Source organism: Acinetobacter sp. AS5 (assembly GCF_048957595.1).
Classification (GTDB): Bacteria; Pseudomonadota; Gammaproteobacteria; order Pseudomonadales; family Moraxellaceae; genus Acinetobacter.
This window is the reverse complement of the sequence record NZ_JARDAL010000027.1, coordinates 1-21,801: the sequence shown is the minus strand read 5'-3', so window position 1 is coordinate 21,801 and position 21,801 is coordinate 1. Positions and strand designations below refer to the sequence as shown.

Genomic DNA, 21,801 nt, shown 5'->3' with positions numbered 1-21,801 from the left:
TAGTTCAATGAAAGTTTAGAGAAAAATAAACCCCAAAAGTTTGCTACCTTTGGGGGTCTATGTTTGACATTCAAATTATCGAAATAAAAATATTATTAATGAAGTTTTCGGACCATTCAGGATCGTTCGATTTACTCAAAATATCTTTGAGCCAAACCTTTAATGTTTCAATTGGATAATCTGCATTTTTGTATAAGTTAATCACGGTGATAATCTGTTGATTCAGTGCTGTTGTTGAATCATTACGTGCGATCATTTCTACAAGTTTTGTGTAGGCCTGAAGGAGTTCTGGTTCTTCAGCTCCAGTGACTTTACGGGGTTGTTTGCTGATCTGTCCAAGAATTTCAATAAATTGTTCTTTGACCAGCTCAATCGGGTGGATCTGACTAAATCCCTGTTGAGTCAGTAAGGCATATGCGCGTAAAACCAAGCTAAACCAATTCTTTTTGGTCATGCTATCAGGATAGAGGCCTATATCATCCAACTGTTGTTTGATGCCAAAGAATAGGGCACTGATAGAGTAGTTCGGGTTAACCGTGCTTTGAATTGCAGTCGTCCACACGGCATTTTGCATTTTATGACGTATAACATCACGCGTGTAATCAACGCCGTATAAACATTTAAAATCGTTCCAGTCACTTAGATCTAACTGTTCTTCAGTAAATTCAGGTCCAATCATGGCTGCGTTTACAGCTCGGCATGCTTCTGTTGCGTAATAGATACCGGGATTGCGCTTTATTTTGCTTTCTAATGCTGTTTTATGGTCATTATCATTGAAGATATAGAAGCGTGAAAACGGGAATTCGGCACGGAAATCACGTACTACATTCATGATGTTGCCAGCCACGTACACGACAATGACTGGAATAGAGTATTGAATTGATTCTGCAATTGCTTCACCAGTGGCGTAGCCCTCACAAAAGATTATCCGATCTTGGTTCCATGCATCCAATGGATCTTTATATAAGATTTTGAAAGCGCCGTTTGCAAGTACACCACGTAATGTAAACTTATCTTCACCACGCTTGTTTTTGTGTTCAGCGATGGTCTGAAGGAAAATGATTTGATTTTTGAGGTTTTGCCCCTCAACTAAAAGCTTGTTCTGGCGTAGCGACTGTTGATCTAGATCTGGTTGCAGATCAATAATACGGTTCAGAATAATGGTGTTGTTCTTGTGTTGAGGGTAGTACTGGCTGACATAATCAATCAGCTCATTTTTAGTGAAGTTGCTTGGATTGTACAATCTAGCATGACTGAAGCTAATCTGCTTTTTCACATTGTAGTTGTGTGGACGGTTTGACAAGGGTAGGCTTCTGGCCCATTCAAAACCCATATAGATTTGAGCCAATATCTCTTGGTCTTTTTTGTTCTTCTCAGCACTTTTGCATGAGCTTAAGAAGCGTTTAAGATCTTCTTCTTGCTGTTCCTTGGTATATACGGTATCACCAGGTTGCAGATCCATTTCTTGAATGTATTCATACAAGCTGTAAGTGAAGTTTGCACCGCCAGCATGAAACCAACCATAAGACATACGTGCGTTATCTAGATCTACAAGATACCAGGCCGTTTTTTTCTTATTTTTTGTGGCGTCATTGTGGTGATTGGTTCTGAGGTAAATACGTTTAGAGCTTCGTTCAAGCTGAAAGTCACTCTCACGATCAAATACAATGCCCTCATTTTCAAGATGCGATCTAAATATTTTAGATAGCGTACCAATATCGATACCATACTTGATCATGAGGGGGTTCATAAATAAAGAAACTCACTTATAAATATTTTATAACCAGCGGTTGAGCAACGACATATTTTGATGGGTTGTTAGTTTGCAACGTGATTTCATGAGCGTAATGCCATGCCTTAGTGATACGGTTTAGGATGACACTTTCAAGGTCGTCTTCTAAGAATTCGTAAAGATTAAATCGCACGTTGTTTAAGATCAGTTTTTTATAACCTTTCACAAGGGTATTTAAAAAATTCTGGGATTGGTCCATAAAGGCGTTAACGTCAGCATCATAACTTATTGTTTTATTCACGACTGCATTATAAAAGTACTGCTCAGAATCAATTTTAATAATATGCATCTGCTCTAAGAATGACTCTAAATAAGCTGGATGCATATTTTTACTTAAAAACTTACAGATCCGCTTATTCTTGTTGTCGTTAAAATAGATGTATTTAGAGGTTAGCTCAGCATTAATCACTGTGACATATTCGCCGTCCACACGAAACTTCACGGTATTATTGTTGGTGAACTGCAGCATTAATTCTGTGAAGATATAGCTATCTAACGTTTTTTCATGCTTAAACGTCTGCTTGTCCAAGAAATAACTGTTGTACTGAAGATCTGCAACATTGGCATAGCTTTGAACGAATTGAGCGATGTCATTGTGCATGTTTTGGGTGTCGAGATCCGATACTTCAGTTGAAACCGATTGAAAGGCACTATTTTTATAAAGATGCCCTAATAATTCTGTTTGATTGTGGTTTTTAGGTTTAACTTTCAATCCAACTGTAAAATCGTCTTGCTCATAATTCCCTTTAATTAGATTGCTTAAATAACTTTCAGCTTCTTGAAAAGATACGTTTCCAAGGTTGTCTAAAAATGATTTTAAGGAAGTGCCATCTAATCGTACTGCAACATGAGATATAAATGATGGATCGAACTCGAAACGCATAATACTTCATTGATTGAAATGGGTATTAAAAGTATATAACAGGTTTAAGGAAAAAAGAATGAAAACCTTTAAGTATTATTACCATAAAAGTAATTTTGAATTGATTTAATAAGTTTAGTTTCGGTTTCTTGAGTATATAAACTACCTGAAATTAGTTTTAAGCCAGTATCAGTTTTAAGCCAATGTAGTGTATTAAAATGGTCATTAGCGATATGGCTACTCTTGTGCATGCGCGACACAAAACCAGTGTTCAGACCAGTATCAAACAGGCGTGGACAGCTTGGTGCGTGGACATGATAGAGGACTTCACGGCGTTGATTGCTAGAGGGTGATTTACCTACGCCACGGCGTACTGGCATACCTTTGTGCTTTCTATAACTACTGAGAAATGAATCAATCGTATCGTTATACGTGGGTTGCATCAGGTAGCCACGGTGATTGTAGATGTCAGTTTTAGGATGAATAGAGAAATTAAATAAGCTAAGCATTTTACCAAGTAAGATTAATAGCTCAGGACTACTTTTAAGGTTGGTACCAATCAAACTATCTTTAATAGTTTTAATAGTATCCGTGCGATACTCTAAAACCACATAGTCACCCCAATTAGAGGTTAAGCTTAAAGCATCTTCATCAGATATGTTGGCTTCAGTATCTTCATAGCAAAACACAATGATCAATACTTTAACGTTGTTGCCGTTAAACAAAACTTCGTTTTGATGCGCGAAAAAACCATATAAAGGTTTGTCGTTGTGTCCTAGACCTGGTGTATGAATAAAGTTGGTCCACTGAAAGTAGTAATTCAGCAAATGACCATCGACATAGCGACCGTTTTCATCATTCAATAGGGTGCGATATACATCATTTTCAAGCTTTAGCACGGGTTGGCTGTACCGCCAAGCGCTCAACGCTGCAGTCGTAAATGCAAAGTCATAAAAGTTAAACTCAGGGTTCATATTTTTATAGAACAATGCATAAGGCTGTAACACACTTTCCCATACCTGTAATGGGATAAAGATGTTGGAACCCCACTTAGGAATCTCCGCAAAATAACCAGTGCCATAGGTATGATTTACGTTATCCCAAAACAGGCGTTCTAGCTGTTTATAGTCTGGAATGTCTACGCTTTTAACCAATGATGCTGTACATAATGCTAACTTTTTCTCCAGTGCCAATAATTGACTGACAGGAGGGTATAAGCGACCAGCTTTTTGCGTAAAAACTTCCGCATTCAACTTTGATATAACATCAGCAAAGATTGAATCTTTCACTATACTGGTCATCCATAAAAAGTGTGTGAGGGTGGCTGATTTAGTATAAGGCATTCTAACAAGTTGTATGTATTCTATTAGGCGTAAAATTCTAAAAAGTTGATAATATATATCAGTTTTTAAAGCATTCACATTTCATACATAATTCCAACCTCGCTCAAATATAACATCTTATTGTTTGCAATTTCTAAACAGCAGTTTAACTAATCTGCAATATATCAGGGTAGAGTTGAGTATAGGGCTTAATCATTACTTTTGTTCAGCATGAGATAACAGTTTGTGGAATTTACGTGAATATAATTAAAAAAGCTTTAAAACTTATTAGAGATCGGTTATATTACGAATCAAGGGATATTACCCTATTTAATAAACTATTAGACTGAGATTGTTCTAATAGTTTTTTTTTGCCCTTTTTTTGACATTTCCTCTTTTTTCTTCTATAGCTTCTGCTATATTTCTCCATATTTTTCGTTATTTTGGTTAATATTTAATCAATGTTAAAAGCATAAATAATCAGCAACTTAGCCATTTATACCCACTACTATCCACAAAAACCTGTGCATAAAAAAACCAAATATTAAATCCCAAAATGGAATTTCTTCAATTTTAAGCTATAATTACGCACATAGTTTTAATCATTGTAGTGGACTTAGTTATGAGCCATGTAGACCAAATAGAAACGATTAAAATTACTAACCGCGAAATCGGAATATTGCCTAACAATGTGCCAGTAGTGGATCAGTTTTTGAATAACTACCGCACACATAAAGCATCAACGACTCATTCAGTGGCTAGTAATTCACCTTTAATGAACAATACCAATTCAATGCATGTGCATCGGTCAGTATAAGATTCTCCCTATAATCAGCCTATTCGTAAAATTCATTAGAAATAAAAAAGCAGCGATTTCGCTGCTTTTTTATTGCCTATTGGATTTGTTTAGTGCTGATCCATATAGCTTTGAGTGAGCTTCTTACGCTCGTAATTCTCTTTGAGCTGTATGCCAATACTAATAATTACCATAGGTAAAATGGCTAGGGCAAAAAGAATGCAGATCGAATCAAAAATATTGGCCTGGGCATATGAGCGCATTATTGCGGATTCGCATTGGTTAATTCCTCTAGTGTTGATGGTTTTGTGGCGACTGGTTCATTTGCTGGTGCTTCAGGTGATACTTCTGGTACTTCAGGTGATACTTCTGGTGTTGAACTTGGTTCTTGTTGTGGATCTAACTTGTCTTCATAAGACTCTTGTGGAAGGCTATTGCTTGCAACAAAGTTATCTAGAATATCCTGAGCCTTATATGCCTTATTGCATTCGTCATTTGAGGCGTACAATTCTTTTTGTACGCTATCGTCTAAATACTTTTCTCGGCCATCACTAACATCATCGCTGTAATAACCAGCTTTCTTAGCAGAATCTATATAAATGGAATAACAAATATTTAAAACATTACTACGCTCGTAATCATGTTTGTAATACCAGTCAATACTACGTTCCTTTGCATCGGTTTTCGTATCTTCAAGATATTGATCTAAGCGTTTTTCTTGTGGCGTAGACGAACACCCGATGATTAACAATGAGGTGCTTAAAACTATAAGTTTTTTAATCATGGTTTTAGCTTAAAACAAACGATACCTTTATAGTACAACATTAATTCGTTAAATAATATTTTTGGAATTTTAATTTGTGATGGTTAAACATTGCATTTTCAAACAATTAAGCCGTTTTTTCCCATAATTTTAGATAAATATTGTTGTCTTTTTGCGCGTAGAATATTGAAAACAGGAAGTAATTTAACCACTTGAAATGTTCATCCAACTAAAGATTAAGAAATAAGCCCTTAAAAGTGTTTGTTTATCAACCATTAAACCTATTTAAACATTTTAAAATTGTATATACTAAAACCATTACTAGATTAACTTCAGTAATTATTACTAAAGAAAGTTAAAAATTGGATGAATTTTAATGAGTAGTTTGTTCATAGTAGAGTCACCCGGAAAGGTCGAAAAAATTCAACATATCTTGGATGACCTGTATCCGCACGAATTCGTTGTACGCGCTTCAGTTGGCCATGTATGTGATTTACCTAATCATGAGATCGGTTTTTCATATCCAGCCTTTGTTCCTAAATACGAAATATCTCAAAATAAAACACGCGTTGTTCAAGAATTAAGACAGGCTGCTAAAAATGCAGATACGGTTTTCCTCGCAACTGACTTGGACCGTGAAGGTGAAGCCATTGCATATCACTTAAAACGTATCCTGAACTTATCTGACGATCAGTATATTCGCGTCAAATATAACGCTATTGATAAAAGTACGATCGCTAATGCACTTCAAAATGGTGAAGAGCTGGATCAAGGTATGGTGGCATCTCAAGAAACACGCCGTTTCCTTGACCGTATGATTGGTTTTTACTTGTATGAGCCAATTTCAAATATTTTAAAAGGCAAATTTCCTGTTGGCCGTGTTCAATCTGCCGTACTCGTTGTGCTTGGTGATTTAGAAGATCTACTGAAAAACTTCAAATCACATGAACATTACAATCTTGAAGTAACTCTAAAACAAGGTTGGGCTGCGAAATGGGATTTTTCTAAGTGGCTTAATCCTGAAATGAAGGATGTGCACAATAACCAGTGGTTAGATAAAGCTTCAATTACCCGTCTACAAAACGTAATTGATAAAAAAGAATTAACCATTACCAGTGTTGAAACTAAGCCATCTTTCCGTAGTGCTCCAGCGCCGTTTATTACTGTTGATCTGCAAGCTGCAGCTGCAGCGCGTCTTGGTTTGGATCTAAAACAAACTATGGAAGCAGCGCAAAAGTTATATGAAGGTGGTTATATCACTTACCATCGTACTGATGCTGCTGTAATTTCGCCTGAGGGGATGCAAGCTCTAGAAGCTTTTGGTGAGAGAGAGGGCATTGCGATTATCGGCAATAAAGCCAAATCTCGCGATGGTGCTCAAGAAGCACATGAATGTATTCGTCCTAGTGACTTCTTTACCTTTGAAGCTGGTGAGGACCAAGTTCAAAAGGATCTATACCGTCTAATCTGGTTGCGTACTGTTGCATCGCAAATGGCTCCAGCTGAATACGAAGTTAAATCCGTTATAGGTGTCTATAAAGATGTCACTCTCAATGTAGATGGTGAAAGCATTACTAAAGATGCTGAATTCAAAGCTTCTAGCCGTATCTTAAAAGAAGATGGCTGGTTGGGCTTATTAAAGACCTACAGTATTGATGAAAATGCACTTGAATACGTGGACGGTGAAGAAGATTCAGAAAAAGAACCTGAACATACGCTACCTATAGATATTGAAGTCGGTCAAAACCACAATGTTATTGCTGGTAAAGTTATCGCGACCAAAACCAAACCACGTTCACGCTACACCGTACCATCATTGGTCAAATTACTTGAGAAAAAAGGAATTGGTCGTCCTAGTACTTACCAATCAATCTTTGAACGGTTAATCAAGCACGGCTATATCAAGCTTGTTAAAAAGAAAATTGAAGTTACACCGCATGGATTGAAGTTGATTCAAAACATTAGAGGTAAGTTTAGTTTTGCAGATCCGCTTTACACCAAAGAAATTGAAGAAACACTGGATCTAATCGCTACTGGTGATGCCGATTATAAACAAGAACTCCAAAAGTTCCATTTAGGGATTGAAAGTGAATTAGGACAGTTCTCAAAACATTGGCTTGATTCATTCCCTGTCTACAAATGTAATAACTGTGATGACGGACGCATGTTGCCGAAAATCGGTACCAATCGCGACAAAACAACATCGGTCTACTGGTCATGTAATTCATGCAAAAGTTCAGCGCCAAACAGAAATGTTGATGGTAAAGATGAACCGGGTAAGCCAACTGTACGTGAGCCAACTGCTCATTTATGTTTATGTGGCAAATCACTGACTCAGGTTACAACTGATAAATCTGTATTTTTTGAGTGCTCTCAACGTGCGTTCGTAGATGGCACCTGTAAAGAAACATACCGTTCTACAAATGACGAAAGCGGTAACTTGGTTCCTGATTTTGACGAATATCGCCGTAACCATACATACAAATGTCAGCTTGAAGGGTGTGGCGGTTGGTTGCGTGAGTTAAAAGGTATTTCAACTTCTTCAGGTAAGCCGTATCACTTCTTTTCTTGTGAAAAATCCAATCCAAACCTGAAAGGCAAAAAATGTAAGTCGGGTCCATTAGAGGTGTTCCCTGATGGTAGTCCTAACTACGAGCCAAGATTCCAAGTGACCAAAACAGAGTATCCATGTATCTGTAAAAAGCCTCTTGTACATACCAAGTACCGCAAAGAACCTAGTGTTTACGAAGAGCGATACAGTTGTGAAGCTGCATCATGTAAACGTTATTTCGACATATTGCCAGATGGATCACCAGATACCCAACTTACAAAATCTCGCACTGGCAACGAATCCAAGTGTTTTGAGTGTGGCCAGACCATGATTCAGTCTGCATTTAATTTACGTGGTGAACGTAAGTATAAATGGGATTGCTTTAGCTGTGGTGCAAGTGGATACGACAACAACGGTGAGCCAGTTCAACGTGGCAAAAAGAAAGCCAAGTCTAAATCGACCTCTAGAAAAGCTAAATCAAGTAAATAATTGAATAGGTGAATAAATGAGTAATCACGAACCAGATGATATGGACAACATCGGGAAGGAAGCTGAAGAAGCGATCAAAATCCAACCCGATGATGAACATGTAAGTGAGCCTGAACAGCCAGCCAAGACAGCAAAGAAGGGCAAAAAAGTAAACATTGATGAAAACTTTTTTGCTAAGCATAAAAAGCTAATCTTGATTGGCGGTGGTGTTCTTTTCTTTTTGTTATTTGCTGTGGTTATTTTTGGCAATCAAAACATCGAAGTTGAACGTCCACAACAAAGCGATGTTGAACTTGAAGCTCGACTGCAGAGTGAAGTTGCAAGACGAGTAAAAGAAGAAAGTATGAAATTGGCTGCTCAGCGCAATAAAATTATCGACCGTATTAGTCGTAACTTTGACTGTAACGCACCACAAGTATTCTGTCATGCACAAGATACGTCAGAACCGTATTCAACTGTCGTTTCTAGTTTGCAGAACTTCCAATTTCAACCAGATACGCCGTATGAAGTTTACATTGAAGTCTACCCCTTGAAAGTGGATGCCCAAAACCCACAAACAAGTCAGCGTAAAGGAAGTGTTTGTAGCCCGAACAACGTGCACCTTTTCTTATGCCAAAAAATCGTAATGAAAAATCCTGCGCTTATGGCCAATCAGATCCGCGAACTATATGCGCTACTAACGCCGTCTATGACTTATCGCTTGCAGATCAGCAGTCGTCCAATTACGCCAAGTGACATCGATCTGACATTGATTACTACCGAACTGGACAAAATGAATGCCGATTCTGCAACTGCTAGTGAACCTGAATTGGAGTGTGTACCGCCAGATCCTAAAAAAGATCCTGTTGCGTACAACTTATACGAAACAGGGGGCATGTCTTGTCAAGACATCATGAAGGACTTAGCTGCACGTAAGACAACTGCTCCAGCTGGTCAACCTGGTCAAGCTCAACAAAGTGGTGGTGAACAACCACAACATCCTGATGCATTTGGTACGCCAGTAGCAACACATTAAACATACTAATAAGAAACGGATTGATTTTGGTTAATCCGCTATTAATTGGCTTTTGGTTGAGAATACTAATTTAAGCATCTGTTTATCAAATAGATCTTAAAAAAATGAAACAATAAAATGCAGATTTATTCTGCATTTTTTAATTTTCACATTACAATAGTTTAAATTCGCAACTTTTAAGCAACCGGGTACGCTATGAACAACCCAACCAAAATTCAAGATCTGCAAGTGGCAGATTTGCCGTCCACGTTTAAGCTGAAGAAAAAACATAAAGAAGAAGTTTTTCTGAAGTACAAAGAGTTGAATGAGGCACTATTCAAAGTAGGGTACATTCCAGTGACGTTCTCAGACTTTGTGCATGCACTTATAGAAACTGGCGTAAAGGGATTTTCTGTCGAAGAATATGTCAACGCTCAATTAAACTCTTAATTTTAGAACTCTAATTATTTTTTTGATGTCAAAAAAAATGGACCACATTCGTAATCCATTCCTTTATTTTCTTTAACGATTAACTTTCTATTTTGGTACCACACTGAGGGCAAAACAGCATATTGTCCTGAAGTGGTTCACCACATTTCACACAAAACATATTCTTTTTCGGTTTGATGATCACTGGTACTTGATCTGATAGATCCTGACTGTGTGTTTCAGGGTTATTCATCAATCCAAGATGTGTACCATGTGTTCTTGGTGAGCTTTTATTGATTGCGCTATTCATCTGGTTCATAGATGACATGCGGTTAATATCTACTTCAGACGTTGGGGCAACCACAATGCTTTGGCTTTTGGCAAAGTCGGCTAAATGCTCTTTCAGTACAACAGCATCATCAGTACAAGCAGTCATGCTCAAGATCGCACGGTTTTGATATTTACCGAAGGTCGTTGTGCTAATTTCAGCGTACCAGACACGTAACGTCATGGTTTCAACATTGATGACTTCTTTTTGTGATTTCACGCTGTCGTCAAGGTAACGGCCAAAGTTCATTTGAGACAATTGATAGCTACCTTTAGCCTCAACCCATATTAGTTTTGATACAAAGTCAAAACGGCTCCATAGGTAATTACCGTGCTCAAAACAAAACTTCCCTAAGATCCACATCGATACACCAAAGAAACCATAAGTGAAGTCGCTAAAATCCAGATAGCTTCCGTTATATAGACCTTTGGCAAAAATAGTCATTAATACGACTGAAGCAATAAAACTTAACAATCCAAAACTATTGAGGATGGCTAACCAGCGATACTTTTCTTCTTTGAAGCATGAGCTCAATGTCATATCACGAAGGGTATTGATTGGCACTGGTTGAGTTTCTTCTAAGATCTCACCCTCAAAAGCACCGTTTTTACTGCGAGAGTTGATAACTGGCAACTGGCGTGAATAGATTCTGTTAGGAATAGCACTTTCCCAATTCTTTTGTAGATGGCGTTCAAGTTCATCAAACAATTGCATTGGTTGGCAATTCATACTCAAACTATCCTGAACGACTCCAGCACTGGCTTGTGGTGGCTGTTTTACCATTTGAGCAATCACGGCCAAGAAGAATATCGCTATCGCAATCAGCGCTGCAATTAACGTAAAAATTGCTTTATCCATGCTTGGCAACCAAATAGGTGCAACTGCATGTTGGGTAAGGATAGGAACCAATACAGGTCCAAGAATGGCGACTAAAACCAAACCAATGACTTTAGATAAACCAATTTCTTGTGCACCTGAGTTCGGATTAGCCATAGGACGCAATAAAACAATCAAAATAATGGCGTTGTAAACAATCCCAAGCCAAGCACCTGTATTGGGTGATGCACCCACATACGCGATTAGAGCACTCACTAAGGTAATCAGAAAAACAATCGCATTTTGAAATTGAGCTTCTGCAGCGTTACGGATGAATAATGGCGAAAAAATAAGATTAGGGAACAGTGAATATAGAATCCCGTTCACTGAGCCTTTTGGTTCTTCATAAATCAAAGCGCTTTGGCGTAGGATCTCTTTAATATCGGTTGCACCAGGATAAGCACCAGTTTCTTGAATGGATAACTCCTGTGCAAGTCCGGCTGGTTGATCACGACCAAAGTAGAACTTTAGGTTTGATAAGCCTGTGGTCAGCAGTAGAGCGCCATAACTGAACATTGCTAGACCAACTATAAGCGGTGGTAGTGCAACAAATACACCGTTACTGAATAGACCTTTTGCACTGAAAATTAAGCTTAGGCCAGCCAGCATAAAAACGATGGCACCGATCACTTTAAAAATGTTTTCTATTCGGTAGGGATTAGGGAATTCAAACCGCTTATCTTGCGAGTTATATTCATATGCCATTTTTAATACTCCTTAACGCATTTATCTAATTACGTTTTAACTGGTTAATTATAACTAAGTCGTGGGGTATAAAGTTTTTTTAGTTAAAATGAATCACTGTTTTAGTTAAGTTTTAATAAGGGAATTTAAAAAGTATTTTAAAGGCGCATTAAAAAAGGGGATAACGAATCCCCTTTAAAGATGTACCAAGCTTATGTGCTGTTATTTGTTTTGATCTGCTTGTTTTTGAGCATCTGCAGCTGCAGCGTTCAGCATAGAAGACATATCATTTGGCTCGTCCTCTTTTGGTGGATTTTGTTCTGCAGTTTTTTGATGTGCATCAAAATCGTGGCCCTCAACTTTTGAAGGTTTTTCATTATCGACATAAGCTTCACGCGCTGCTTGTAGGTCTGCAGATGGATCTACTTTGTCAATTTGTTCATCTGGTTGAATAGGTTTTGATTGAGATGTTGATTCTTCTTTTTTACTACAACCAAATAAAACCAAACCTACAGATAATAAGCCAGTTAATAATAGAGTTTTGAATGACATTTAATCGCCTCCAGCGAAACATAAGCAAAGGTATAGTCACATATACTTATAATGTATATACCAAAATTTAACTAAAACTAGTCCGTTGTATAACGTGACCTTTATAAAAACGGTTTAAGTATATACCAATTGCAAATTTTCTTGTTATCGGCTGAAAGCTAATAGAATAGGGTATCGCTTAACGACACTATATAATGGCAAAAAAAAACCACCTTTTACGGTGGTTTCACTAGTTTTAAAGATTAAATCTCTTTAAGGTCTAGATTTTGTTCGCAATAACTACGTACAGCTTCTTTATCTGAAGGATCTAAACCCTTTTCAATCATTTCTTCACGTAACCATTTAATTACTTGACCGCGACCAGCCCAACGTAAGCTGTTGTTTTCACGGTGAACCCATTCATGCGTTAGCTTACGTTTTTGACGTCTTACAGGCTCAACTTTTGTGGTATCAATGTGGTTGTTTTTTAGATATTCACTAAGTGTATGGATGTCCACAACACCATCGGCAGTAATTTTTTCTGAAATGATTGCATTAATGGCACTAACAGCATCGTGAAAAGCTTTATTTTCTTTAACGACTAGTTGTTGTTGAAGTTCTTCAATATAATTCTGAAGTTCAACAGGTGACATTTGAGCAACATTTTCTGGTTTTGATACATTTAACATGTCATTAGTTCCAGTATTGCGAGTTAAGTTGTTCATGATTAAACCTTTAGAAATATATTTGAAAATTAATTCAAAATATCTCTTACGACAAAACCATTTTTACACATTTACATTATTAAAATCAATTAGAGTTAATCGTATTTATACCTAAATATACCTTGAAATGGTTTTTCTTATAACTTTTATGTCTGGAATTTCCTTAAACCTAATGACAGGAATGCCAGCACTCTTCAAAAGCTCGTCACGCCTTTTATCTTTATCCTGGGTATATTTATGATAATGCCCATCAAGCTCAATAGATAATATAGGATTGTAGTCTTCATCAACAATCAAATAGTCCACGTAAAGCCTAGAAAACTGATTTCGGGTACTTATGTTTTGCGTGGTCATAAAAGCACTCATGCTTACTTGCACCAAAATGTTGCGTGATGGAATGACCTGTTCTAGTGCATCAAGCATTATAATCTCGTCTTTTGTAAGGACTTTTTTAGATACAAGCTCCTGATTCTTTTGAGGCTTACGATAGCCTTTTTTTGAATTCTTTTTGGCTTTAGTTTTAGGTTTGCGAAATACGCCACATAAAGCAAAAACTAACTTATACACTATATAAAACAATAATGAATAAATTATAGACTTTAACAAAAAGGAATTTAAAATCGTTTCCATAAACCTAATACACAACAAATTTTAAAGGGTGCTTAAACTTCTTAAACATATTAGATAGTTTTAACGGTGATTGATACGAATTAACTAAAAATGTTTAAGGACTATTAGTGATGCAATGTTAAAAATAGTATAATCTTGTAAAGACAGCTTAGAAGCAGTTTTAAAAGTAAAACTGGTTCTCACAAATAACACCGACTATTTCACTGGAAAAGTTTAAAATGGTATTTAATAAACGTACTTTAGCTTTACTGATTGGTACAATCTCGCTATCAGCACACCTCTATGCCAACAACACAACCGTTAAAGTCTCACAAACTCCAATTGTATCATCTTCACCAATTCCCTTAGTTAAAGCGAATGCAATTGAACAATACTATATCAATGTTAAACATCGCTTTAATGGTGCGGAATTTGAACAACCGCCTCGTAAAATTAAGAGCATTAAACTTAACTTGAATGTTATTAATAACGGGGAAGTGGTTTTAACGGCGCACGAAGCTGATAAATCCAAGCTGGAAGACTATTTACAGCAAAACCCTAAAAACTCGGAACTATTGGCCAGTTACGTTGCTCGTATGATCAATTACAACCACGGCTATACGGTTCCTGAAAACAAGGGTAAATACAGCAAGTATGCAAGTACGACTGTATATGAAGCTCTTCTTGATGAATTGAACTATAACTTCGCAACTACGCCAGTAGTATCAGTAGATAGTTATGCAAGCCAACAACAGCTTGAATCTGCTTATCTATACATCCTTTCTCGTTTAGATCCACAAGAAAAAGCGGTGTTTTGGCAATTTGTGAACACATACAAAGTAGGGGATAAGATTGAGATCCCTGAAGGTACTGTTATAGCAGATGTCTTGAACACTTATAAAATCCAATTGAATTTTAAAGCGCCTTAATCACTAAACAGGTAAGGAATATTTAGGAACAAACTATATTATTTTTTTAAAGTTATTTTTTACCTGTTCCTATATGTAAAGAATATTCTTGGGATCAGGGTGTTGCTCCTAGAGTTCGCAATCTTATTCAGTCAGAAGATCGTGATACTCCAAGTGATAATAGTCGTGATCAAAAAAAAAGCCTACATTGTAGGCTTTTAGCTTTTTTAGATCTGTATTACTGAATTAAGTCGTCAACGGCTTCACCAAGGTAGGTTGGATCGTATTGCTTATACAAATAGTTTTCCAGAATTGGTAAATCTGGTGCTAAAACCATTCGCGTAATTTTAGGACGATCTTCTTCAAGGTTAAGCTTCACATGTACGGCGAAGAAATCAATGTTGTTCGTGATGAAGTCATATTCTTTACGACCAGCACTTTTGAGTTGATCAACCATACGCGAAAAGAAGCGGTTATTCGTAATAGAGCAATTCAAGAACTCTAACGCATCTTTTTCAGTAACATTAATTTCAATAATGTTATTGAGGAAGGCTAGCTCTGGTTTAATTAAGTTGCCGTTACGGTCTGCAGTTAGACATTTTGTAGAAAAGGTACCAATACCAGCCATACGACCATCATATTTCACAAAACCGTGCTCTTCAGATGCAACTAAGTTTGACGCATGAACGTATAGAGTAGGGTGGTGCTTTGTATTCCACTCTAAATCAATAACGTCAGTTTCATTTTCTACATAGAGAGTTTGTAAAAGGGATCTATTGAGGTTGGTATAGAGGACTTGATCAAGCTCTAATACTTTGCGGCGATATAGCTCAGCGAAGGCAATACCGTACTGAGATAAGATATTACATGTTGTATTGAAGCTATTGCAGTAAATCGCACGGTTATCGTTACCGCCGTCTCGATCCTCACTGACCACAATTACATGGTTCCCTAAAACACCATTGATTTTATAAACCACAATTGAGCCTAATGCGAAGTTTTGGGTAAGTAGTTCTTCACCCTCAAATCGTACTGCCGTGCAGTTTTTAATATTTTCTGCGCTTAAAGGATAATTACCCGGTGTGATGGACCACAATGTTGAGACTGGTACAAATAGAGGCTCAATAGAACTACTTAAGTCAACTCGACCAATCGTGATGATGCTTGTGCCGTTAAAACTATCGCCCTTGTGTTCTGCAACGGCTGATGTTCCGATCGTACCTGGTATTTGTGCGTTCTCTGAAGCGCTATTATTTGGTACAACTGATTCTGTCATGAAACAACTCACTAAAAGTTTTATCTTTGTTTAAAAATACCACATGATAAATAGTATTAAAACTTATACTACTATTATAAGATGATCTTTAAGATTCATAAAGGTATATTTATGCTAAACCATAAAACCCAAGTTTGTTTTTTTAATAACCTAATTGGACGTTTTTATAAAAACCATTTGATCATAGATGTTAAACCTTTAAACCTAGATTTTATTTTAGATGTTATTGAATTCCCGACATCAATTGAAGGTTTCAAAAAAGCACCTAAAGTATCAAAAATTAAAATACCTTTTACGCAACTTGCTCAGGATCTTCAGCCACAAAATTACCTAGATTTAGTCCAATCTGATGCCAAAAATCTGTATCTGCAGATTGGGCAAGAAAGACGTTATATTCACGGCGAACAAACTAATTTTTCATATGCTACATCGGTGTTTCAGCAGATCGGTGATGATGAAGTGCTCCAGCTTGAGGCTTTGAACTATGCACTGAAGCTCCAAAGCATTACTAATGGTATTCAGCAACATACAACAGCGATTGAGACATATATCGAGCTAAAGCCTTTACGATATGCGTTTAGCTTAGATACGTTCATAAGTGCAACTGCAGATCTAGATCAACCTTTCGATACTCGTGAAGCGCTTTCTGGCCATATCGTTAACCATTGGGAAAAATGGGTTAAAGCAAACAATATCACCAGTGAAAGTTCTTATGATGCGGTGCTAATAAATACCGATAAATTAATACTGGTTCGAGTCGGTATTCACTCATTCTCAGTGAAGATTACAGACCTTGAAGTGGCTGACGGCGTTATCTATGCTTCTCTTTGTGATTTAGAGCTCTTACAGGTGCTTCTACCAACGTTCTTTGATGGTATACCTTGCCGTATTACTGCATATGCCGATATGAACATTCAATATGCTGTATCGCAATATAAGACTTGGCTATCAAGTCAAAACCTGAAGAAGATCCAGTACGTTCGCAAACAAGGTATTGAGAAGTACTTGCGTAAAAAATTAGAAGATGAAAGTGACTTAATCGGTAACGCGCAACTTGCCAAAACCCTAATGAATACCAGCTATACAGAACAAACAGTCTCATTTTTTTCTGACGCTTGGGGATTATCGTACGCAAACCATTTTGAGAAGAAAATTCGTCATGCTTTTGATCTGGTCATACAGGCTTTGGATCATGAAGGGATCTCATTAGAGCAGCTGCAGTTCATCAATAGCCTAACAAAAGGGGCAATTGAGAATGCTATTAACGAGATGCTGAACAAGACTGGTTCGCCGTTAAACGTGGTACCAACACTCACTCAAGAATTACTGTTAATTTGCGATGAATTCAATGCCAAAAAACTCAACATATCAAGTGAGCTCTTGGATGCAATCACTCAGTTTGCAGAACAATATGCAGTATCACCACTGTTGGCCATTAAGCGTGATAGCGCCGTGTATTTGCTGTATGAACCATTAGATGCCGATAATCAGTTAATTGATTATGAGTGGTTTTGTACTGCGGTATATACCAAAAATCAGTTTGTGCCTGAAGCCGATGAACAACATAAAACAAATGTAGCGGATCTTCTTAAATCGGTTGAAGTACTGCATGTATTCAAGCCGAATATCCTGTCGTGGACCAATGGCAAGGTATTTGAAACGCCAGAAGAAAAGAAAAATGCTTTTATGTTATGTCTCACACCTGAAGCATTTGAAAATCAAATAGAATTCTTACGCACGAAGAACGCAATACCAGGATATTTTAAAAACCTGATTACATCCTTAGGTGGTTTAAGTACAGTGGCCACGGAACAAGATAAATACGGTGTATTTTTGATTGAGTCGATCGCTAAAAATTCGACTGGTTTTGCATATCAAGGACAACTCTTTCCTATCGATCAAAATGCCCAAATTGACTTAGATCAATGCTCAAATTTAACGCTTAATTCTAAACTACTACCAAAAAACTACCTGACCTTTAAAAGACTAATGAGATTAAGCGATAGTTTAACGAATGGCGTTAAATAGGTTTAAGGAATATTATTATTTTTACTTTAAGTTTAAATAGTGGTTTTTTAAATGCACAAAAATAAAGTATTATACTTTCAAACATAAAACCCTTTTAAAGTTATACAGAGAATACTGAATGAAACTATTAAAAACTGCGATGGTGGGTATCCTTGGTACTGTAATAGCACATACTGCTTTTGCTTATGATGATGTACCAACCCCAAATCCAAACTTTAAAGAAGCTTACGTGGGGCTTTTAACGCCATCTAAAAACTTTAATGTTGTTGCTGGTGGCCTTACACCTGAAATCAGCGAATATAAACTGTCTGATAGCTATTTTGAGAACAATTCAAATCAACGATACAAAGCGACAGCTCACCTTTATCAACAGATGAATACTCGACAACGAGCGATGTATTTATTAGTTCAGCACACAGCTTACTTAAACGATATTTTCTACCCTCAACGTAACCCTTTAGTTAATCCAAACGTATCAGACGAACAATTGAATGTTGAACCAGCACTTAATAAACTGCAGTCCTTACGTACTGACAAAGATATTGTCGAAAATGTTGTAGATCGTGAAACTATGCTTCAGGTATTAAAAGCACATTACGATTATTATATGCGCGATCAATTTACAGTACGTTTTTACGGTAAAATCCAAAACACATTTACTTATGGAATTGATAACTATTCTGGTTTAAAAATACGTTCGGTGGAAGGAAACTTACGCATTGTTGATCGCAAAACAGGTACATTGTTAGGTGACTCAATGGTTAAGTTAAACCACTGGATACCAGCTACCCGTACCAAAGAGCGCCGTACTATTGATATACCGTCTTCCATGCCAGAATGGAAAGACGTTGAAATTAAAGATCTTGCAATTAAATTCCAACCAACTGCAATAACAACCATGCAAGGTAAACGCATTGATATTAATAAAATCTATGCGTACAACACTGAAAAATTCAATTTCTAATGTATATAGCGGTCACTATCGACCGCTTTATTTTGTTCCTGGATAAATATTAACCGTAGCCTAAGCAAAAGTTACTTATAACTTAGAAAGGATATCTAATTAAGGGTAGAACTATGAAGAAATTACTTCTTTCAATTGCATCTGTAATCATGGTCGGGGGATGCACAGAAGTTCCGAAGGATATGTCACATGTTGATGTTTTTACAAACGATCGCTACCTATCGACAGCATATGAGTTTAATAAGCTGGTTGATGATACATTCAAATACCCGTATTCAAACATCCCATTTTTAATGGTTACGGGAGGGTGGAGTGTTAGTGGTCCAAAAGAACCAATATCGCAAATTGTATACAGTTGCTTAGCTTCTAATGAGGTGCAATTGGTTACAAAATACAAACTATTTATGCCCGAAGTTACTTACATCAAAACACCTGAAAACCAGGTGAAAAATTGCATCATTAAACATTCTAATGACTCAATTAATGCAGACGCGTTGAATGACCTTAAAGCCTTCACTTTATTCCAAAAATATTCAGATAATCCATTTTTACGCAAAACTGTGGACGCAGCGAAAGCAGATGGCAAAATATCAGTAAAAGAATATATGGATATTGTGCAAAATGTCATAAAATTAAGTAAGGCTGACGAACAGGTTCAGCTAGAAAAAACCATCCAAGAGCTTTAAGTATTATTATGTCGGAAAACCTTTCCATGCATAGCATGACGAATGAGGAATTGATTCAAGAATGGCTGGATAGCCTGAAGCTTGAAAACAAGTCCGACATGACGATTAATGAATACAAAAAGAGCTTACTTTTGATGTTAGAAATGCCTTTTTTTAAAGGTAAACATCTATTGGAACTAGACCGCGATTACATCACATCATTTCGGTTGCATCGAATCGATGTTGATATTGTTTCTGCAAGAACACTCAACAAAAATTTATCAGCTTTAAAAAACTTCCTGAACTATTGTCTGCGTAAGGAATATATACCTGAAAACTTCTTTTCTGACATTCGGGTTAAGTTCAAAAATCAAAGCTTACCGCGCCCGATCGCCGTGAATACGTTGAATGAGATACTTGATAACAAGACGCCATTAAATCCGAAATACAATAATCAAAAGTTAAGAGATCTAGCAGCTGCAGAAATTGCTTATTCTGGCGGTTTACGTATCTCTGAATTACATGCCATCAAACTAAGTGATATCAACCTCAGTGCTATGCAACTAAAGGTATTGGGTAAAGGAAATAATGAACGGATTGTTTTTTTAGGAAAAAAATCACTAGAGGCTATTTCTACTTGGCTTTTAGTTCGTAATCGTTGGATTTCAAAAGCTGGAGTAGAAGACTGCGGATATTTATTCATTGCACCATCTGGCAAACATATTGCGAAAAACCATTTAGGTGCATGCATTACAGCTCTGTTAAAGGCGCATGGTTCTGGAAATATTGGTAGTACTCATGCTTTGAGACATAGTTTTGCATCGCACTTGTATAACAAAACAAAAAATATTCGCGCCGTTCAGGAAATGCTAGGTCATAAATCACTATCTTCGACACAAGTATATATTCTTGTAGATCACGAAACGTTGATTAGTTCTTATAAAGATGCACATCCACGCGCTAGAGCGAACCAAGATTAATAATTTATTCGCTTCTTGTACTTCTAAAGATATATCGTAAACGATCGAAATAATTAACTTTTGATGGTGCCCGTAATGGCTAAGACTTTTGAACAAGTAAAAAAAGAATTTTTCAATACAAGGGTCATCACAAACAATCGACTACCTAAGCGTGGTGAAAGCCACAAAATTGCTGTGAAACTTGGTTTAATAGACCAAAAACAATCAACATATGTTAAAAAACAGAAACTTTCATATGTTGGCTTATCTGTAATTGAGTGTTTTGAAGAAGCTGGTTTAGATGATGTCTATATCAATGAAAAAATTGAAGAGTTTTCAGAGCTAAAAAACTATACTTCATTACATAAGGCATTAAGAATACTTGATGACGGCCACATGGCCCGTTTAGCAAAAAAATTAGAGGTTTCAGTCGATATGCTCAATACGACATTGGCTGTGCTGAATAAAATATAAAAAACGGATTGAACCAACCCATGAATGCAAATGAGCTTTATGAAAAGTTACAGCAAATTGGTAAGCCACTGGTCCACGTAGAAAGCCTCGTATCTACAATGCAGTTGGAAATCCCTGTTGAAGAGATTGAAAAACACATTGAACTTTTCGGGGTTAATTTTTTACTGGTAGAAGTTGTTCGATATACCTTTGACGGTTTTCTATCTCCAGAGTACCAACACTATATAGACGAATTCATTGCAGAAAATGAACTGGATGAAGATGTCATTTTGAATATCAGAAATAAAACATCATCAGATATAGGCCTGGTTAATGTTGGCTTTAATCTAAATGGTTGCATCCTTGGCTTAACCCATACGGATGAATGGATGGAACATTTATTCCACTTGGTTAAGTTCATTACTGACAGTGAAAAACGCGAGAAAAGTAGGAACTTTTTGTCTGAACAAGACAAAATCAAGGAACAAAAAGTTTTAGAAAAACAAGCCAAAGAAAAAGAAAGGGAAGTGATGATTCAACAGGTAGAGGATCTCACCAATACCGATGATTTTAAATTATGCAAAACGAAGGGTGAAATATTGTTGTTTTGGGAAAAGAACATTCCTGACCTATACAAAACTCTATCCAGAACTTTTATGGAAACAATGTCTAAGAAATATATCTCTATATTGCGTGGCTCATGAAGTGATACGATATGAGTGTGATTTGACAACACAAACGTAAACTGGACATTAAAGTCCTAAACTTTAACAATATAGTTGTAAAAAAAGAGAGAT

19 protein-coding genes are annotated in these 21,801 nt (G+C 36.8%); 10 read left to right on the top strand and 9 right to left on the bottom strand.

Translation table 11 applies throughout. The annotated features are described in order from the left end of the window. Positions 1 to 70 precede the first annotated feature (70 nt). The 4 genes from PV763_RS10055 to PV763_RS10040 form a co-directional block, all read right to left on the bottom strand. The gene (locus PV763_RS10055) at positions 71 to 1,738 is read right to left on the bottom strand and encodes a virulence-associated e family protein (protein ID WP_420937789.1); all 1,668 of its coding nucleotides are present in this window, start codon (positions 1,736 to 1,738) and stop codon (positions 71 to 73) included. 28 nt (positions 1,739 to 1,766) lie between these two features. Continuing rightward, positions 1,767 to 2,675 (bottom strand): hypothetical protein, encoded by a 909-nt coding sequence (locus PV763_RS10050; protein WP_420937788.1) that lies wholly within the window; start codon positions 2,673 to 2,675, stop codon positions 1,767 to 1,769. Positions 2,676 to 2,743: 68 nt separating this feature from the next. Next, entirely contained in the window at positions 2,744 to 3,943 is a 1,200-nt protein-coding gene (locus PV763_RS10045; RefSeq protein WP_114190206.1) for a hypothetical protein, read from the bottom strand. A 1,091-nt stretch (positions 3,944 to 5,034) separates the two neighbouring features. Further along, positions 5,035 to 5,556: a hypothetical protein gene (locus PV763_RS10040; protein WP_114190205.1), complete on the bottom strand. Its 522-nt coding sequence runs from the start codon at positions 5,554 to 5,556 to the stop codon at positions 5,035 to 5,037. Positions 5,557 to 5,911: 355 nt separating this feature from the next. Here PV763_RS10040 and PV763_RS10035 point away from each other — a divergent pair, with 355 nt between their 5' ends. From PV763_RS10035 to PV763_RS10025, 3 genes are all read left to right on the top strand, one after another. Beyond that, the gene (locus PV763_RS10035; RefSeq protein WP_420937787.1) at positions 5,912 to 8,575 is read left to right on the top strand and encodes a type IA DNA topoisomerase; all 2,664 of its coding nucleotides are present in this window, start codon (positions 5,912 to 5,914) and stop codon (positions 8,573 to 8,575) included. A 16-nt stretch (positions 8,576 to 8,591) separates the two neighbouring features. Further along, a complete protein-coding gene (locus tag PV763_RS10030) occupies positions 8,592 to 9,590 on the top strand; it encodes a hypothetical protein (protein WP_043041428.1) in 999 nt (332 codons plus the stop codon). A gap of 195 nt (positions 9,591 to 9,785) precedes the next feature. Next, positions 9,786 to 10,019, top strand: coding sequence for a hypothetical protein (locus tag PV763_RS10025; protein ID WP_005028471.1), 234 nt, complete (start codon positions 9,786 to 9,788; stop codon positions 10,017 to 10,019). Between the two features lie 79 nt (positions 10,020 to 10,098). Here the strand turns inward: PV763_RS10025 and PV763_RS10020 are convergent, their stop codons facing one another. The 4 genes from PV763_RS10020 to PV763_RS10005 form a co-directional block, all read right to left on the bottom strand. Then, positions 10,099 to 11,907, bottom strand: coding sequence for a zinc ribbon domain-containing protein (locus PV763_RS10020; protein ID WP_005006206.1), 1,809 nt, complete (start codon positions 11,905 to 11,907; stop codon positions 10,099 to 10,101). A 201-nt stretch (positions 11,908 to 12,108) separates the two neighbouring features. Continuing rightward, positions 12,109 to 12,438, bottom strand: a complete 330-nt coding sequence (locus tag PV763_RS10015; protein ID WP_420937786.1) for a hypothetical protein — start codon at positions 12,436 to 12,438, stop codon at positions 12,109 to 12,111. 242 nt (positions 12,439 to 12,680) lie between these two features. Continuing rightward, positions 12,681 to 13,142 (bottom strand): H-NS histone family protein, encoded by a 462-nt coding sequence (locus PV763_RS10010; RefSeq protein WP_038350047.1) that lies wholly within the window; start codon positions 13,140 to 13,142, stop codon positions 12,681 to 12,683. A 111-nt stretch (positions 13,143 to 13,253) separates the two neighbouring features. Further along, positions 13,254 to 13,772 carry a DUF2726 domain-containing protein gene (locus PV763_RS10005; protein WP_111937066.1) on the bottom strand — a complete coding sequence of 173 codons (519 nt, stop codon included), beginning with the start codon at positions 13,770 to 13,772 and terminating at the stop codon, positions 13,254 to 13,256. Between the two features lie 218 nt (positions 13,773 to 13,990). Here PV763_RS10005 and PV763_RS10000 point away from each other — a divergent pair, with 218 nt between their 5' ends. Beyond that, positions 13,991 to 14,680, top strand: a complete 690-nt coding sequence (locus PV763_RS10000) for a hypothetical protein (RefSeq protein WP_005006214.1) — start codon at positions 13,991 to 13,993, stop codon at positions 14,678 to 14,680. Positions 14,681 to 14,897: 217 nt separating this feature from the next. Here the strand turns inward: PV763_RS10000 and PV763_RS09995 are convergent, their stop codons facing one another. Then, the gene (locus PV763_RS09995) at positions 14,898 to 15,935 is read right to left on the bottom strand and encodes a hypothetical protein (RefSeq protein WP_038350020.1); all 1,038 of its coding nucleotides are present in this window, start codon (positions 15,933 to 15,935) and stop codon (positions 14,898 to 14,900) included. Between the two features lie 111 nt (positions 15,936 to 16,046). Here PV763_RS09995 and PV763_RS09990 point away from each other — a divergent pair, with 111 nt between their 5' ends. From PV763_RS09990 to PV763_RS09965, 6 genes are all read left to right on the top strand, one after another. Beyond that, positions 16,047 to 17,963, top strand: coding sequence for a hypothetical protein (locus PV763_RS09990; protein ID WP_227555096.1), 1,917 nt, complete (start codon positions 16,047 to 16,049; stop codon positions 17,961 to 17,963). 118 nt (positions 17,964 to 18,081) lie between these two features. After that, positions 18,082 to 18,927 carry a hypothetical protein gene (locus PV763_RS09985; RefSeq protein ID WP_141316982.1) on the top strand — a complete coding sequence of 282 codons (846 nt, stop codon included), beginning with the start codon at positions 18,082 to 18,084 and terminating at the stop codon, positions 18,925 to 18,927. 113 nt (positions 18,928 to 19,040) lie between these two features. After that, complete coding sequence (locus PV763_RS09980; protein WP_141316981.1) at positions 19,041 to 19,613, top strand: hypothetical protein; 573 nt, start codon at positions 19,041 to 19,043, stop codon at positions 19,611 to 19,613. Positions 19,614 to 19,639: 26 nt separating this feature from the next. Then, complete coding sequence (locus PV763_RS09975) at positions 19,640 to 20,572, top strand: tyrosine-type recombinase/integrase (RefSeq protein ID WP_117007958.1); 933 nt, start codon at positions 19,640 to 19,642, stop codon at positions 20,570 to 20,572. A 75-nt stretch (positions 20,573 to 20,647) separates the two neighbouring features. Then, entirely contained in the window at positions 20,648 to 21,025 is a 378-nt protein-coding gene (locus PV763_RS09970) for a hypothetical protein (RefSeq protein WP_198054820.1), read from the top strand. A 20-nt stretch (positions 21,026 to 21,045) separates the two neighbouring features. Next, the gene (locus PV763_RS09965; RefSeq protein ID WP_227553516.1) at positions 21,046 to 21,708 is read left to right on the top strand and encodes a hypothetical protein; all 663 of its coding nucleotides are present in this window, start codon (positions 21,046 to 21,048) and stop codon (positions 21,706 to 21,708) included. Positions 21,709 to 21,801 lie beyond the last annotated feature (93 nt).